The 17,670-nt window shown below is 57.8% G+C and carries 7 protein-coding genes; 4 read left to right on the top strand and 3 right to left on the bottom strand.

Annotation, left to right across the window (positions count from 1 at the left end):
• The first annotated feature begins 24 nt into the window (after window positions 1-24).
• The 4 genes from ACIOWA_RS00670 (at window position 25) to ACIOWA_RS00655 (ending at window position 13,408) form a co-directional block, all read left to right on the top strand.
• Window positions 25-8,670, top strand: coding sequence for a GH36-type glycosyl hydrolase domain-containing protein (locus tag ACIOWA_RS00670; RefSeq protein ID WP_401157674.1), 8,646 nt, complete (start codon window positions 25-27; stop codon window positions 8,668-8,670).
• A gap of 195 nt (window positions 8,671-8,865) precedes the next feature.
• The gene (locus ACIOWA_RS00665) at window positions 8,866-10,536 is read left to right on the top strand and encodes a BCCT family transporter (RefSeq protein WP_339465033.1); all 1,671 of its coding nucleotides are present in this window, start codon (window positions 8,866-8,868) and stop codon (window positions 10,534-10,536) included.
• Between the two features lie 101 nt (window positions 10,537-10,637).
• Complete coding sequence (locus ACIOWA_RS00660; RefSeq protein ID WP_401157672.1) at window positions 10,638-11,759, top strand: mechanosensitive ion channel family protein; 1,122 nt, start codon at window positions 10,638-10,640, stop codon at window positions 11,757-11,759.
• 161 nt (window positions 11,760-11,920) lie between these two features.
• Window positions 11,921-13,408 carry a SulP family inorganic anion transporter gene (locus ACIOWA_RS00655; RefSeq protein ID WP_339465035.1) on the top strand — a complete coding sequence of 496 codons (1,488 nt, stop codon included), beginning with the start codon at window positions 11,921-11,923 and terminating at the stop codon, window positions 13,406-13,408.
• A 28-nt stretch (window positions 13,409-13,436) separates the two neighbouring features.
• On the opposite strand, the gene ACIOWA_RS00650 is transcribed toward ACIOWA_RS00655, so the two are convergent.
• From ACIOWA_RS00650 to ACIOWA_RS00640, 3 genes are all read right to left on the bottom strand, one after another.
• A complete protein-coding gene (locus ACIOWA_RS00650; RefSeq protein WP_339465036.1) occupies window positions 13,437-14,159 on the bottom strand; it encodes a 3'-5' exonuclease in 723 nt (240 codons plus the stop codon).
• The gene (locus tag ACIOWA_RS00645) at window positions 14,159-16,033 is read right to left on the bottom strand and encodes a DUF294 nucleotidyltransferase-like domain-containing protein (protein ID WP_401133722.1); all 1,875 of its coding nucleotides are present in this window, start codon (window positions 16,031-16,033) and stop codon (window positions 14,159-14,161) included. Before ACIOWA_RS00645 ends, ACIOWA_RS00650 begins: the two co-directional genes overlap by 1 nt.
• Before the next feature lie 162 nt (window positions 16,034-16,195).
• A complete protein-coding gene (locus ACIOWA_RS00640) occupies window positions 16,196-17,650 on the bottom strand; it encodes a TrkH family potassium uptake protein (protein WP_339465038.1) in 1,455 nt (484 codons plus the stop codon).
• Window positions 17,651-17,670: the final 20 nt, after the last annotated feature.

The following is a 17,670-nucleotide window of genomic DNA, read 5'->3' as shown; positions in this document are numbered from 1 at the left end:
CGCATGTCTCAGATCAGGAGAAATATGACCAGCATAGGGACACGCATCAGGCTGTTGTTACCTCGTTTGGCTGCCTTTTGTCGAACCGGCAAGTTCCCCAGTCTCAAGTTCGCCTATGAGCCGATTCTGCGCGCCGAACTGTTCAATGCAGACCAAATGGCCAGTCACGGCATCGCTCTGGCCAACCAGCATCAGGTCAGTGCCGTGTCTTCCCGCGACGCTCTACTGGGCAGGCTGGACGACAATGAGGTGGTGCTCAACCGCAGTTGCACCGCGCTGACACAGGCGCAGTCTTCCAGTCGGCCTGTCACCCCGGCCGCCGAGTGGTTACTGGACAACTACTTCCTCGTTGAAGATCACATTCGTACCGCCAGAAAGCATCTGCCCAAAGGCTATAGCCGAGAGTTGCCACGCCTGACCAACGGCCCTTCCGCGGGCCTTCCAAGGGTCTACGACATTGCGCTGGAAACGATCTCCCATGGCGACGGCCGATTCGATGAGTTGAGCCTCAGGCGCTTCATCGTTGCTTATCAGACCGTCATGCCGCTGGCACTGGGGGAACTGTGGGCGATCCCGATCATGGTGCGCCTTGCATTGATCGAAAACCTGCGCCGAGTGGCGTCACGGGTAATGGCAAATTCGGACGACCGAAACAGGGCGGACGACTGGGCCGAACGTCTGATCGAGGTCTCCGGTCGCGATGTAAAAAATGTCGTACTGACCGTCGCCGACATGGCCCATTCGGGACCCCGATTGAGCGCTGCGTTCGTCGCCGAGTTCGCCCGCCGCTTGCAGGGCCAGAGTGTGGCCCTCGCCCTGCCCCTCAACTGGATCGAACAAATACTGGGTGAAACGGGCTCCAGCACAGAGCGTCAGGTGCACCTCGACGCGCAGCAACAGTCTGCCGACCAAGTGTCTATCAGCAATAGCATCGCAAGCCTGCGTCTGCTGACGGCCACCAATTGGCGCGAGTTCGTCGAATCGATGAGTCATGTCGAACAGACCCTGAAGAACGACCCCGCCGCCGTTTACCCATTCATGGATTTCGCCACCCGCGACAGTTATCGACACATGATCGAACGGCTCGCCAGGCGTAGCCATCGCTCAGAGATCCAGGTGGCTCAGATCGTCGTGGATCTATCGGGACAGCAGCACGCCGCGGCACTCGACAGTGCGCTGCACAACCACATCGGGTATTACCTGATCGGCGCCGGAATCGGTGCTCTTGAGCAAAGGCTTGTCGCCAAAGTGCCTCTGCATGAGCGTTGGAAACGCCTTCTGCAGTTTTCTCCTTTGGTGTTTTACCTGACACCGGTTGGCGTTCTCACGCTGATTTTTGCCTTGCCATTGCTCGCATCTGCAAGTCGCGACGGACTGCCCGACGTTGCCTTGCTGGCGCTGGCAGTGCCCTGCCTGATCATGACCAGTCGCCTGGCCATCAGCCTGATCAACTGGCTGGTGACCTTCAGCCTGTTGCCCACGATATTGCCGAAGATGGACTACGCCGGCGGTATTCCTGAGGAAGCTCGCACGCTGGTAGCCATTCCTTCACTCATCGCCACGCGTGCCGATGTCGAGGAGTTGGTAGAAGGCCTTGAGGTCAGGTACCTGGCCAATCGTGACGGCAATCTGTTTTTCGCCTTGCTCACTGATTTTCTCGATGCGCCAGAAGAGGTCGAGGTTCACGACGCACAATTGCTGGCACTCGCCGCTCAGGCGATCAACCAGCTCAATCGTAAATATGCTGAAGGCACGGTCGACCGGTTCTTCCTGTTTCATCGATCGCGTTGCTGGAATCCCGGCCAACAGGTGTGGATGGGGCATGAACGCAAGCGCGGCAAACTCAATGACCTCAATGCGTTGCTGCGTGGCACGGGCGAGACGCGTTTCACGACGATTGTCGGCGACATACGCCCCCTTCTGTCCGTGCGTTACGTGCTGACCCTGGATACCGACACATTGCTGCCGCAGGATGTTGCTCGCCAATGTGTGGCCGCCATGATGCACCCACTCAGCCGGCCCTTGTTCGACACTGGCAAGGAAAAAATCGTATCCGGTTACGCGTTGTTGCAGCCGCGTGTCGGCATCAGCCTGGCGAGCACACCACGCACCCTGTATTCCCGGCTGTTTGGTTGTGACGGGGGTGTCGACCCCTACACCCGTGCGGTGTCGGACATCTATCAGGATCTGTTCCAGCAAGGGTCTTTCATTGGCAAGGGCATCTATGATGTGGATGCCTTTACCTGTGCGCTGGAAGGCTGCCTGCCCGATAACCAGATACTCAGCCACGACTTGATCGAAGGCTGCTACGCACGCTCGGGTTTGCTCAGCGATGTGCAGTTGTATGAGCAATACCCCTCGCGTTACAGCGCCGACATTAAACGCAGGCATCGCTGGATCCGTGGTGACTGGCAGTTAGTCCCATGGCTGCTCCCTTGGGCGCGCAATACACGAGGTGAATGGACGCGCAATCGCTTGGGTGTCATGGCGCGCTGGAAGATTCTCGACAATCTGCGGCGCAGCCTGGAGCCACTGGCGTTGCTGTCAATGCTGGTCTGGGGCTGGTTTGCCAGCAGTGAGCCCTTGGCCTGGACATTGGCGGTGGTCGGTTTGCTCGTCATCCAGCCGTTGCTCAGAACCCTTACCGATGTCCTGCAACCGCCGCTGAACGTGCCTTATCGGGCGTACCTCAGAGCCCTTCTTGATGGGCTGGCACAAGACCTCGCACAAGTCTGCGCCACCATCGCCTGGCTGCCTTTCGAGATGTACTACAGCGCTGGCGCTATTGCGCGCTCGCTGTGGCGGATGTTTTTCAGCCGGCGTTTGCTGTTGCAATGGCAACCGTCCCGCGAGGTGGAGCGTAGTTCGGCGAATCGGCTGTCCGGACTCTACCGCGAGATGTGGTTTGGGCCAGTGCTTGCGCTGATCGCGCTGGCCGGGTTATTGACTGAACCGCTCAGGCTGGCCATTGCCGCCCCACTGCTACTGGCCTGGTTGGTCGGCCCATGGATCGCCTGGCGCCTGAGCGCCAAACCTGAGCACGCGGCATTCACCCCTTCGCCCGAGTCGTTGAACTTTTTGCGGGTGCTGGCCCGTCGAACCTGGGCGTTTTTCGATGAGTACGTAGGCCCGCAGGACAACTGGTTACCGCCGGACAATATTCAAGAAGAACCTAAAGCGGCGATTGCACACCGCACCTCCCCCACCAATATGGGCATGGCGCTGCTCGCCCACCTGGCGGCCCACGACTTCGGTTATTTAAGTACCGATCGCCTGTTGCAACGCTTGGCCGCCTCATTGGACAGCATGAATGCGCTGGAGCGTCACCGGCAGCATTTCTACAACTGGTACGACACGCAGACCTGCCAGCCACTGAGGCCGCAATACATCTCGACGGTGGACAGCGGCAACCTGGCGGGCTTGTTACTCACTTTGCGGGCGGGCCTGGTGCAACTGCCGGATCAACCACTCTTCGGCCTTTGCGTCATTAAGGGCCTGCAAGACACGTTGAACACACTGGCTGAAACCCAAGGTACGAAAGCGCTGTGTGATCAGCTAAGCCCGGTCCTTGAGCGCGCCGCGCAAACCACCGAACCCCACGCCTTGCTGGATCACTTGCAAACGGCTAGGGCCATCGCCGCCGCCACGCAGGCAAACGCCGATGACGAAAGCGCCTACTGGCAGCGTGTGTTCACCGCTCAATGCGACGACTGGATTGCGACACTTGTTCGCTATCAACTGCCTGCGCCACTCAGCAACCACGAACCGTTCAGCCAAACGCTAAGGCAACTGGCCCGGCTCAACCGTGACGACTGGTCCGCCGAACACCATGATTGTATTGAGGCGGTACGTAAACACGCCGGCGAGGCCATCAGCGTCCTGGACCGGTTGATCGAGCTGAGCGGCGACCTCGCGCAGATGGATTTCTCGTTGCTCTTTGACAGCAACCGCGATTTGTTCTTCATCGGCTACAACGCTGAAGAACGTCGCCTGGACACCGGCTACTACGACCTGCTGGCCTCCGAGGTGCGCCTGACCAATTTCGTGGTGATTGCTCAGAGCCAAATACCCCAACGGGCCTGGTTTACCCTGGGCCGATTGTTAGGCGTCTATGCCGGCGTACCGACCCTGATGTCCTGGTCCGGATCGATGTTCGAATACCTGATGCCGTTGCTGGTCATGCCCAACTATGACGGCAGTCTGCTCGACCAGACTTGTCGTGCCGCCGTCACTCTACAGATCGAACAAGGCAAAGGCCTGGGCATCCCTTGGGGCGTATCGGAGTCGGGCTACTACATGCTCGATACCCACTTCAATTACCAATACCGAGCGTTTGGCGTGCAGGCGCTGGGCCTAAAGCGCGGCTTGAGCGAAGACGTGGTGATAGCGCCCTACGCCAGTGCCCTGGCGCTGATGGTAAATCCCGAGGCGGCCTGCAAAAACCTGCAACGCCTGGCGAGTCAGGGGGCGGCGGGACGTTTCGGACTTTACGAAGCCGTTGACTACACCGAAGCCCGATTGCCGCGAGGCCAGCGGTTCGCCTTGGTGCAATCGTTCATGGCTCACCATCAAGGCATGAGCCTGCTCGCCTTGACGAGCGTACTGCTCAACCAGCCGATGCAACGTCGTTTCGAGTCCGACCCGGCATTGCGATCGGCCCTGCTGTTGTTGCAAGAGCGCGTCCCCAAGACCGCAGAGCCTTATCTGCAAACCGAACAACCGACAGCCGTGGGTGACAAAGGTCTCAACCAGGACAACACACTGCGTTTTTTTGCCCATCCAGGGCATAAGCGCACCGCCGTTCAATTGCTCTCGAACGGCAACTACCATGTGATGCTCAGCAGTGTCGGCGGCGGCTACAGTCGCCGTAGCGACATGGCCGTGACGCGTTGGCGCGAGGACATCACGCAAGATAATGGGGGCACGTTCTGTTATTTGCGGGACATCGCCAGCGGCGAGTTCTGGTCGACGGCGTTTCAACCCACTTTGCGCCGAACAGAGAGTCAGGAGGCCATTTTCAGCGACGCTCGTGCGGAATATCGCGCGCTGGAAATGGATTACGACTCTCACATGGAAATCGTCGTTTCGCCAGAGGACGACATCGAGCTACGACGGCTGCGCATCACCAACCGTGGCACTTCTGCCAGGAAATTCGAGATCACCACCTACGCTGAAGTGGTGCTGGCCGCGCCTGATACCGATGCCATGCATCCGGCGTTCAGCAAGTTGTTCGTACAAACCGAGTTGCTGTTGCCGCTGCAAGCCATCCTTTGCAGTCGCCGGCCTCGGTCCAGCGTTGAGCCCACGCCGTGGATGTGTCATCTGTTGGCGGCGCACGGGGTTCATATCGATTCGATTTCCTACGAAACCGACCGCGCCCGCTTCATCGGTCGAGGGCTGGACCTGAGTGCACCCGCCGCTTTGGCGCCTGGATGTGAACAGCTATCGGGCAGTCAAGGCGCGGTGCTTGATCCGATCGTGGCAATCCGCTGCCGTATCACACTGCAACCAGGCCAACAGGCCACCATCGACCTTGTAACGGGCGTGGCTGACAACCGAGACGACTGCATCGCGCTGATCAACAAATATCGCGATCGGCACCTGGCCGACAGGGTCTTCGATTTGTCATGGACCCACAGTCAGGTTCTGTTGCGCCAGCTCAACGCTTCACCCGCAGACGCCCGGTTGTTTGAGCAGATGGCCGCTTCGCTGCTCTACGCCAACGCCGCATTGCGCGCAGACAGCGCCATATTGATGAGCAATCGACGCAACCAGCAGGGACTGTGGGGGCAGTCGATTTCCGGAGATCTGCCCATCGTGCTCTTGCGCGTCAAAAGCCTGGATAATTTCGAGTGGGTCCAGAAGATGATTCAGGCCCATGCGTACTGGCGTCAGAAAGGCCTGGTGGTGGATCTGTTGATCTGGAACGAAGATCAGAGCGGCTACCGCCAGCAACTGCAGGACGCGATCATGGGACTTGTCAGCTCCGGCAGCGAAGCCACGCTGATGGACCGTCCGGGCGGGATTTTCGTGCGTAGCGCCCAACAGATGTCGAACGAAGATCGCGTGCTGTTCCTGTCTGCCGCTCGGTTGCTGATCAGCGAAGGGTTGGGGTCTATTGGCGAACAAATCAACCGCCGACGCGTAGCACCGGTCTACGCTCCATTCGTGGCGACACGTCAGTACCGACCCTCTGCAGCGGCAAAGCGGCTTGCGCCAATCCCTCCTGCGCTAATACTGGACAACGCCTATGGCGGTTTCAGTGAGGATGGCTGCGAATACGTGATCAACTCGACAGCCTCCACGCCCACTCCGGCCCCTTGGGCCAATGTCATCGCGAACGCACAACTGGGCACTGTGATATCCGAGTCCGGCAGTGCCTACACCTGGGCGCAAAACGCGCATGAATACCGGCTCACACCCTGGCACAACGACCCGGTTTCCGATCCCAGCGGCGAAGTCATCTATTTGCGCGATGAGGAAACCGGGCATTTCTGGTCAGCCACTCCCCAGCCCTGCCCTGGCGCGGGTCACTATCAAACGCGCCACGGCTTCGGATACAGCGTTTTCGAGCGTGAGGGCGACGGAGTCAAAACAGAGTTGTGGGTGTATGTCGCACTTGATGCACCGATCAAATTCTCACGGCTGGTGGTGCGCAACATGTCCACACGCACCCGAACACTCACGGTGACGGGTTACGTCGAGTGGGTACTGGGGGATTTGCGCAGCAAGTCAGCGATGCATGTGGTGACACAATCCGATCCGGTCAGCGGTGCGTTATTCGCCCGGAACGCTTACTCGGTCGAATTCGGTGAGCGTGTGGCGTTCTTTGACACCGACACCATTGACCACACCATCACCGGCGATCGCAGCGAGTTCATTGGCCGCAGCGGCACTCTGCAATCCCCCGCCGCCATGCGGCATGCAGGACTGTCCGGGCGCACCGGCGGAGGCCTGGATCCTTGTGCGGCGATTCAAATAGCCGTGACACTCGCGCCCGGGGAAAGCTCAGAAGTGATTCTGCGCATGGGCGCAGAGAAGAACGCACAAGCGGCGACTCAATTGGTGCAGAGCTACCGGGGCGCCCAGGCTGCCGCCACACAGTTAAAGAACGTTCGAGAGCACTGGCGCTCGCTGCTTTCGGTAATCCAGGTGAAGACACCGTTAGCCGGGCTGAACGTGATGCTCAATGGCTGGCTGATGTACCAGGTCATTGCCTGCCGCTTCCTGGCCCGCAGTGGCTATTACCAATCGGGTGGTGCCATCGGATTTCGCGATCAGTTGCAAGACAGCATGGCCATGATTCACGCAGACCCTGCAACGGTGCGCGCGCATTTATTGCTGTGCGCCAATCATCAGTACCAGAGCGGTGATGTTCAGCACTGGTGGCATCCACCGCTCAATCGCGGTGTGCGCACGGCCTGCTCGGACGATTTCCTGTGGCTGGTGGCGGCCACCAACCGCTATGTGGAAATAACCGGTGACCTGTCTGTGCTGGACGAGTCTGCCGGATTTCTGGAAGGCCGCCAATTGAACAGTGGCGAGGAGTCCTATTACGACTTGCCGGGCGTGTCGGACTTGCGCGAGCCACTTTATCGCCATTGTGTTCGCGCTATCGAGCACAGTTTGCCCCGTGGCAGGCACGGATTGCCGTTGATGGGGAGCGGCGACTGGAACGACGGAATGAACCGAGTCGGTTATCTCGGCGAAGGCGAAAGTGTGTGGCTGGGCTTCTTTTCTTGCGATGTGCTCAAGCGTTTCGCCGCCGTCGCGCAGCGCTACGGTGATGATGACTTTGCGCAGCGCTGTAACGAAAATGCCAGGCTGCTCAGTGACCATCTGGAGAAAGCGGCGTGGGACGGCGCCTGGTATCGCCGTGCATGGTTTGATGATGGCCAGCCATTGGGCTCATCGATCAACGATGATTGCCGCATCGACTCCATCGCCCAGAGCTGGTCAGTCCTGTCGGGTGTGGGTTCGGCAAACCGTCAGCGCCTGGCCATGCGAGCACTGGATCAGCACTTGGTAAAACCGGAAATTCGCGCCGTGTTACTGCTTGATCCGCCGTTTGACAAAGGCGAACAAGACCCCGGTTATATCAAGGGCTATGTGCCAGGTGTGCGAGAGAACGGCGGACAATACACCCACGCCGCAATCTGGGCGGCAATGGCATTTGCTCAATTGGGCGATACCGAAAAAGCCTGGGAATTGCTGAACCTGATCAACCCCGCCGACCCGCTCAACAACGCCAGGATCGAGACCTACAAAGTCGAGCCCTACGTGATGGCCGCCGATGTTTACGCCAAAGCCCCCCACGCCGGACGGGGCGGCTGGACGTGGTATACCGGCTCGGCGGGCTGGATGTACCGCTTGGGGGTGGAGTCACTGCTCGGCCTGCAACGCAGTGGCAACACGCTCAGGATCGAGCCGTTGATCCCGCAGGATTGGCCCGGGTTTACGCTGACCTACCGCTTCGGTGCAACCCAGTACCATTTCCAAATCAATCAAGGCACGACAGACACCACCTCAATGACGCTTGACGACCAGCGCGTTGAAGAAGATGCACTGTTGCTGATCGATGATGGCATCGAACACCGGGTTCACATCGAGTGCCGCGTTCGCTCGCCTGGCCGGCAGCAGCGCGAGTATGCGAAAGCGAACGATGAGTAGATATATCTGTCGACGTATAGGTGTCTGGATAAATCTATTCGTTTCTACGTCGATATTGATTGGAGATTTCGATGGATTTTCGGGATTTGTGTCAAAACTTGTTAGGATAGAGCGGCAAATTTCTCGTTTAAACATAGGAACAGCGGGGCTACAGACCATCGCACGCACAAGCGTGCCACTACCAAGGAGGCTCTCATGGGGAAAAACCCTATGGATGATCTACCAGCTAATTCTCAATCTGCCAGTGAGGATGGCATCCCGGCTCCAAGCGGAGCAGCCAATCTGATCGATACCGACTACGTCATCGGTCAAGACAATATCAAAGGTGAGTTTTCGTTCTCGCTCGATATCCACGGCAAAGTTTTCATCATCTCGGCAGCCACGATCGTGCTCTTCGTCATCTTGACGCTGGCACTGCAAAACGAAGTAGAGCCACTCTTCAGTTCGATCCGTAACTGGTTGACCAGCCATTTGGCCTGGTTCTTCATGAGCGTCGCCAACATCTTTGTAGTGCTGTGTCTGGCGTTGATCGTTTCGCCACTGGGAAAGGTTCGGTTGGGCGGCCGCGACGCCAAGCCTGATCACACGTATCTGGGCTGGTTTTCAATGCTCTTCGCTGCCGGCATGGGCATCGGTCTGATGTTCTACGGCGTTGCCGAACCCATGTCGCACTACGCGGCCTCGATGGGGGGCGTCACGCTCGACGCCAACGGGGTTCGTACTGACTGGGCACCTCTGAGTGGTGCCGCAGGCGATATGAAAGGCTCAGCCGAACTGGCCATGGCCACGACGATCTTCCACTGGGGCCTGCACCCTTGGGCGATTTACGCGATTGTTGCTCTGTCGCTCGCGCTGTTCTCCTATAACAAAGGCTTGCCACTGTCGATCCGTTCGATCTTTTACCCATTGCTGGGTGAACGGGTCTGGGGCTGGCCGGGGCATATCATCGATATCCTCGCGGTATTCGCGACACTGTTCGGGTTGGCGACGTCCCTGGGCATCGGCGCGGAACAGGCCGCAGCGGGGATCGAATATCTCTTTGGCATCAAGTCGACGAATCTCAGCAAAGTACTGCTGATCATCGGCATTACCATGGTCGCGTTGTGGTCGGTGCTTGCCGGCCTGGACAAGGGCGTCAAGGTGCTGTCCCAGATCAACATGGGCCTGGCCTTGCTTCTGCTCGGGTTCATCATTGTCGTGGGCCCTACCCTGGCCATCTTCACGGGTTTTTTCAAAAACCTGGTGAGTTATGCCGAGTATCTGCCCGCCCTTTCCAATCCTTTTGGACGAACCGACACTGAGTTCACCGAAGGCTGGACGGCGTTCTACTGGGCGTGGTGGATCAGTTGGTCGCCTTTTGTCGGGATGTTCATTGCCCGGGTGAGCCGTGGTCGTACCGTACGAGAGTTCCTGATCTCCGTTCTGCTGGTGCCTACTGTGGTTTCGGTACTGTGGATGACGACGTTCGGCGGAACGGCGATTGATCAAGCGACCGTTCAAGGTTTTGTGGGCGTTAAAGATGCCGTCCTCGAACTGAAGCTGTTCGCCATGCTGGGGCATTTGCCGCTCAAGGAAATCACTTCATTCCTGGGCATTGTTCTTGTCATCGTGTTTTTCATTACCTCCTCGGACTCCGGCTCGCTGGTGATCGACACCATTACCGCGGGTGGCAAGGTCGACGCACCTGTTCCGCAGCGTGTTTTCTGGGCTGTGATCGAAGGTGTGATTGCTATCGCGTTGCTGCTCGGCGGTGGTTTGGTGGCGCTACAGGCCATGGCGGTCTCCACCGGTCTGCCTTTCGCTATTGTGCTGATGGTGGGATGTATCTCTCTGGTCAAAGGACTGCTGTCTGAACCCCGATCCTGATGCGTCATTGCTTTCAAATGGATAGGTAAGTTCGATTTACCTGCGAGACTGTGATTTGGTTGTTCGATTACATGTCTCGCAGGGCTTTACTGGAGACCTGCATGCTACAAAACACAATTGACCTCTTTGTAAATTACAGTTTTCTGGGGATCGCTTTAGGGCATTGGCTACTGGCGCTCCTGGCAACAGTCCTCAGCTTCATTCTGGCCAGAACGGCCATTCGATTTGCCCTCAAGAAAATCCGAAAGAGATCCTCGCTACCCAACGCTGACCTCAGTCACATCGCGCTCGAAGTGCTTTCGGTTACCAGCAACACCCTTTTGTTTTTAGCCTCGGTCCTTATCGGCATCGGCTTTCTTGATTTGCCTGAGCGCTGGCTGGGGCGTGTCAGCAGCCTGTGGTTCGTGGTGGCCGCCTTGCAAGCGGGCCTTTGGGCGAACCGTGCGATTGCACTGGCGCTAGCACGTTATTTTCGACGCCATGGCTCTGCCGAGACTTTCCAGGCCAGTGCCTTGGCAACGCTCAGCCTATGGGGTGCGAAAGTATTTCTGTGGGTCGTCGTGGTCATGGCAATGCTGTCAAACGTCGGGGTGAACATCACCGCCTTCGTTGCCAGCCTTGGCGTGGGCGGTATTGCGATTGCGTTAGCGGTGCAGAACATCCTTGGAGACGTATTCGCCTCTCTCTCCATCGCGGTCGACAAGCCTTTTGAAGTGGGCGACTTTATTGTCGTCGGCTCGCTGTCCGGTACGGTCGAACATGTCGGTCTGAAAACCACACGGATCCGCAGCCTCGGTGGCGAGCAGATCGTGATGGCGAATGCGCAAATGATCGGCAGCACCATACAAAACTATAAACGCCTGCAAGAGCGCCGCATTGTGTTTGAGGTTGGCCTGACCTACGACTGCTCTGCCCAACAGGTCAAGGAAGTACCGCAGCGGATCGAGAAAATCATCAAAGCGCAAAAGCTGGCGCGGTTCGACCGCTCGCACTTCCGCAGTTTCGGCGATAGCGCCCTGGAGTTCGAAACGGTGTATATCGTGCTTGATCCCAGCTACAACGTTTACATGGATGTTCAGCAAGACATAAACCTGGGGATGATGGACGCTTTTGCCGAACTGGGTGTGAGTTTTGCGTTCCCTTCGCGCACTGTTTATGTCGCTTCATTACCGGATGCCAAGGCGCCCGAGACGGCCAACATGGCCGCTGAACAGCACCGTTGATGCAGTGATCGAGCAAAAACCGGCCCGCCTCCCTGCTGCGGTCCAACTCTGCTGCACGCAATTTTTGCCGTAGCAAACCCACAACCAACTGGATACAGCCACGCCTGCATGGCTCAGCGCTCTGAGCTACGGGTCATGACGTGCCTGATATGGGTAAATGAATGCTTGAGAATATCAAAGCCGCTTGGCTATCAAACATCCGGGCGGATGTACTGGCGGGTCTCGTCGTTGCGCTAGCGCTCATTCCCGAGGCTATCGCCTTCTCCATCATTGCCGGAGTCGACCCCAAGGTTGGCCTCTATGCTTCTTTCTGTATCTGTACCGTCATCGCCTTTGTCGGCGGTCGCCCGGCGATGATCTCTGCGGCCACCGGCGCCATGGCATTGCTGATGGTCAATCTGGTCAAGGATCACGGTCTGCAATATTTGCTGGTTGCCACGCTCCTCTGCGGCGTCTTGCAGGTCATTGCCGGTTACCTGCGACTAGGCGAGCTGATGCGCTTCGTTTCGCGCTCGGTCGTGACCGGATTCGTCAATGCACTGGCGATCCTCATTTTCATGGCGCAACTACCGGAACTCACCGGCGTCACCTGGCCTGTCTATGCAATGACGGCTGCAGGTTTGGCGATCATTTACCTGTTCCCACTATTACCGGTCGTGGGTAAGGTGCTGCCCTCGCCTTTGGTGTGCATCCTGGTGCTTACCGCGATTTCCGTGTCGATGGGGCTCAATATCCATACTGTCGGCGACATGGGGTCGCTGCCGGACAGCCTGCCGATCTTCATGTGGCCTGAGGTGCCGCTGAATCTGAACACCCTACTCATCGTGCTGCCTTATTCCGCCGCGCTGGCGGTGGTGGGTCTGCTGGAATCGATGATGACCGCCACGATCGTCGATGATCTGACCGATACGTCCAGCGACAAGAGCCGCGAATGCAAAGGTCAGGGCGTTGCCAATATCGTGAGTGGGCTGATTGGCGGTATGGCCGGTTGCGCCATGATTGGCCAGTCGATGATCAACGTGAAGTCCGGCGGCCGCACTCGCCTGTCGACGCTCAGCGCGGGCGTGTTGTTGCTGATCATGATGCTCTTCCTGGGTGACTGGCTGGCGCGCATTCCGATGGCCGCACTGGTGGCGGTGATGATCATGGTGTCGATCAGCACGTTCAGTTGGGGCTCCATTCGCAACCTCAAGCAATACCCGCTGTCCACGAACGTGGTAATGGTCGTGACCGTGATCGTCGTCGTTGCCACCCACAACCTGGCCTTTGGTGTGATCGCCGGGACATTGCTGGCCGCGATGTTCTTCGCCAACAAGATTGCCCACTACCTGGACATCTCCTCAAAACGTGATCCTGAGCATCGTCACCGTACGTACTATGTGACGGGGCAAGTTTTCTTCGGCTCGGCAGATCGCTTTGCCAACGCGTTCGACCTCAATGAACAGCTCGAAACGCTCACCATCGATCTGCGCGAAGCGCATTTGTGGGACATCACCGCCGTCGCGGCCTTGGACAAAGTGGTACTCAAGCTTCGTCGTGAAGGCATTGAAGTCGATGTGATTGGCATGAACCGGGCGACAGCCACGCTCGTGGATCGATTCGGCGTGCACGACAAGCCGGATGGCATTGACACGCTGATAGGCCATTAATCGACAGCTCAAAGATTGAGAGGCGACCTCAGTTCCACAGCGCCTCAATCGGCGTCGACGGTGAATAGTGGTTGGCGATTTGTGCCTGCAACAGTTCGGCGGCCGCCAGGGCATCGGTCAAGGCATGGTGCGCGTGGTAAGCCGGCAGGTGGTAGCGCGCGCGACTGTCGGCCAGCCTTATTGAACGCCTGGGCCGGCGCAGCAGCCGGTCGAGCCAGGTTCGCTTTTGTCGATGCATGCGTGCTTCCAGCTGCATCGTGTCGATCACCGGAAATTGCACGCCCTCCCCCAACAGAAGGCGAAGCGCCTGATCGAGGAAACCCCGCTCGATGTTTCGGTAATGCACGACCATGACTTTACCGGCCATGGCTTCCAGCAACGCCCCGACGATCTCGGAAAGTCGCGGGGCGTCCACAATATCGGTGTGGGTGATGTGGTGGAAAGTCACCGACTGGTCGTTAAGCTCTGACGGCGGTTGTATGACCCAATACAACGCCTGACCGCAATGTATCCGCTGCAGCGTGAACGGGATCAGGCCAATGCTGACGATGCTGTGGGCCTGGGCATCAAGACCGGTCGTTTCAATGTCCATCGCCAGCAGTTGCACCTGCTCTATTGAGGTCTGTGCCGGCACAGCCCCGGCCTGATAGAACGTCTTCAGATGGGGATGGCAAGCGCCCTCTGCCAATACCTGAAACCTTGCAGCCCAGTCTATTTTCTCGAACTGTCGATCGACTTTTACGGTGTTCATTACGATTGACGCCCCTTGAGTGGGTAGCGGAATCGCAAGAAATTCTGCGCGTTGCTCAAGACCTGAAATGCATCTTTGAGGTTATGCCGTTCGCTGGTGGAAAACCGCTCCGGCTCGATGTAGTTGTCGGGCAGGGTTCCTTGCTCCAGCGCATCGGCCTGGTGCCGGATCCGGACCATGGACAGGAACTCCAGAGCGTAACGCAGGTGCATCAATGCGTCCGGTGGCATGAGCTGGGTATTGCTGATGGCATCGAGGCGATCAAAGGAGTTTTGCGCCGTGCTTGCGCAAGCAAGGGCGTGGATGCGAATAAGGTCAGTCAGCGGCGCAGTGCCTCGGCCCTTGAGGTTGATGATGCCCTTCTGCCGGCCGTCTGTTTCCACCACGAACGTGCGGAAAAAGCCCAGCGGCGGCGTCCGATTAAGTGCGATCCGGGCCAGGGCATGGAGAAACCCTGGGTTGGTACTGGATTTACTGGCGCACAAATTCTTGAGCTCCTGCACTAACTCCAGTTGACCGTAGACCCCGTCCAGATCGAAAAAAATACAGCTGTTAAGCAAGGTGGCCGGATTGGGCTTTTCGATCCATTGCTCAAAGTACGCGCGCCAGACGCGTAACGGTTGCCGCCATTGATCGTTGGTGGCCATGATTCCACCCTTGCAGTAGCTATAACCGCAGGCGGCCAGGCCATCGCTGACAAATGTGGCCAGGCGCTTGAAGTATTCATCATGCTGAACGGGGTCGAATCGATCATCGAGTACTAGGGCATTGTCCTGGTCGGTCACCAGCAGCTGCTCGTCTCGGGCCATCGAACCCAACGCCATGAAGCAATACGGCACGGGGGGTGGCCCTAGCTGTTTTTCCGCCAACTCGATCAAACGCTGAGTGAAGGCACGGCCAACACCTGCAATCGCGCTGCCAATCATGTGCGCTGTAGCGCCGTCACGCACCATGCGGATGTAGGTCGCGCGCAGATCACGCAACAGTGATCGCAGGCCCTCGACTGAGGTTTGATTGGAGATCCGGTTGACCAGGTACAAGCTGCTTTGGGATTCGTACCGGATGATGTCCGACAGATTGATCAGACCCAAGGTCTTGCCTTTAGAGGCGACCGGAAGGTGATGGATATTGCGTCGCAACATGACCAGCATGGCCTCGAATACCGAGTCATCGGCCTGAATTGCCGCCGGATCGGTCGACATGATTTCGCTGATGCAGGTAGCGCTGTCACTTCGTCCCTCTGCCACCACCCGAGTGCGCAGATCGCGGTCGGTGACAATGCCGACCATTTGCGCTTGCGGCCCCTCAGGCCCCATGACCACGACGCAAGAAACGCTTTGCTCGGTCATCACTTTCGCGGCTTCATGAACTGAAGTGTCGCTGCTCACCCACACCAGTTCACGCGATATCAAAGCGCGGCATTTCAACTGGATCAGCTCACTCGCGCGGCCCTGTGCCTCGACGGCGGTCTGTAGCCTTGAGTGACCTTCAGCCTCGACGAAGTCAGCGAACGCGTCATGCTGCGCGCACAAGTCTGCAAACATATCGGCGGGAATAAAGTAGATCAGGCTGTCTTCCAGAGCTCTTGCGGGAAAACGAACTTTGTTGCTGCGTAATAAACCCGCCTGCCCGAAGATATCGCCCTCGACGAGGCGGTTATAGAGATCGCCGTTGCGCCGATAAATCTCCACGGCGCCGCTGCGCACGTAGTGCAAATCCTGAATGACGGCGCCGGCCACAAGAATTTCGCTGCCGGCCTTGAAATAGCTGACGTCGATACGCCGGGCGATTGCGTCCAGCGACTCCTGAGGCAACTGATCAAAGGGAGGGAAACGATGAAGGTGGTCGCGAATCTCCTGTAACTCGATTTGCATGGAACCTCGGAGATGATCAAGAAAAAGATGACTGAGCCTGGCACCTGCCTATGGGGTCTGGCGCGCTGAAGACAGCGCTTACCAGACCATATCCAGTCACGTTGTTCAACCTTTGGCAGTGATCACGTCGCGTCCCACCTTCGTGAGCCATGACATCGACGGTCAATATCTCCAGAACACTGGCGTTATGAGCACCAGCACCGTCAGGATTTCCAGCCGTCCGAGGAGCATTCCTATGGTCAATAGCCATTTGGCAGCGTCAGGCAATGATTCGAAATTACCCGCCGGACCAATGATCGTGCCAAGCCCAGGCCCGACGTTACACACTGCCGTCGCTGCGCCGCTCAAAGCTGTTGTCCAGTCAAGCCCGATAAGGGCCAGGCCCAAAGCGATGGCGGCAATGGTAATGGTGAAAAAAAACGAGAAGGTCAAAAGCGAACGCAAGATTTCCTCATCGATGGGGTGACCGTTGTACTTCTTTTGAATCACGGCACGAGGGTGAATCAGTTGTTTCAAGCTGCTGACCAGCAACGTGGCAGCCACTTGAAAACGGAAAATCTTCAGCCCGCCCGCCGTGGAGCCTGAACATCCGCCGACGAAGGTCAGGTAGAAAAAGAGCAGAACGGCGAAGCTGCCCCATAGGGTGTAATCACCCAATGCAACACCCGTGGTGGTGACGACCGAGGTCACATTGACAGCCACGATACGCAGGGCATTCCACCATCCGTAGTCGCTGTTAAAGCACAGCCAGGTCCCCACCGCCAGCCAGGTGACGATCAAGAATCCGATAAAACCGCGTACCTGATGATCCTTGAGCAGCGCACGTCGATGACCACGCAAGGTCGCGACATACAAGGTAAAGGGCAGACTGCCCAGAATCATGATCACCACCGCCACCCAGTGAATCGCGGGCTGCGTCCAATGCCCAAGTGAGGCGTCCGAGGTTGAGAATCCCCCGGTGGAGATCATCGACATGGCGTGGTTGATCGCTTCAAACGGCGTCATCCCGGCGATCCAGAGCGCAAGTGCGCCGGCCCCGGTAAGCCCCAGGTAAAGGAAGAGGATGTACTTGGCAGCCACATGAGAGCGCGGAGTGACCTTCTCCGACCAGTCCGAGGATTCAGTCTGGAAAAGACGCATGCCCCCCACTCGCAGCAGCGGAAGGATCGCCACGGCCATACCGATAAAGCCGATGCCGCCCAGCCACTGCAGCATCGAACGCCAGATCAACAAACCCGGCGAGGCCGTATCCAAGCCACTCAGAACGGTTGAGCCGGTGGTTGTGATACCGGACATGGTTTCAAAAAAAGCGTCGGTGTAACTGATGTGGCTGATAAAGACCATTGGCAACGCGGCGAAGGTACACACCACCACCCAACTGCCGGTCGTGAGCAAGTACATATCCCGGGGACGAAGTTGTGCCGTCTCCGGGCGCCCGCGCACGATCAGCAAAAGACCGCAGATGAAGGTAATCAGACTGGACCAGAGAAAGGCTGACAGATCGTCGCTGCGGTCATAGAGCACTAACGTCAGCATGGGGATGGCCATACTGACAGCCAGCGTGATAAGAAAAATACCCAAAATGAAGCCAATAAGCCGTATTGCCGCTATGGACATAGAACTAACCTGAAATATGA

The sequence above is a fragment of the Pseudomonas sp. NPDC087614 genome (assembly GCF_044743485.1).
In the GTDB taxonomy this organism is placed as follows: domain Bacteria; phylum Pseudomonadota; class Gammaproteobacteria; order Pseudomonadales; family Pseudomonadaceae; genus Aquipseudomonas; species Aquipseudomonas baetica_A.
The sequence above is the reverse complement of the archived record's forward strand: the minus strand, read 5'-3'. Positions and strand labels throughout refer to the sequence as shown.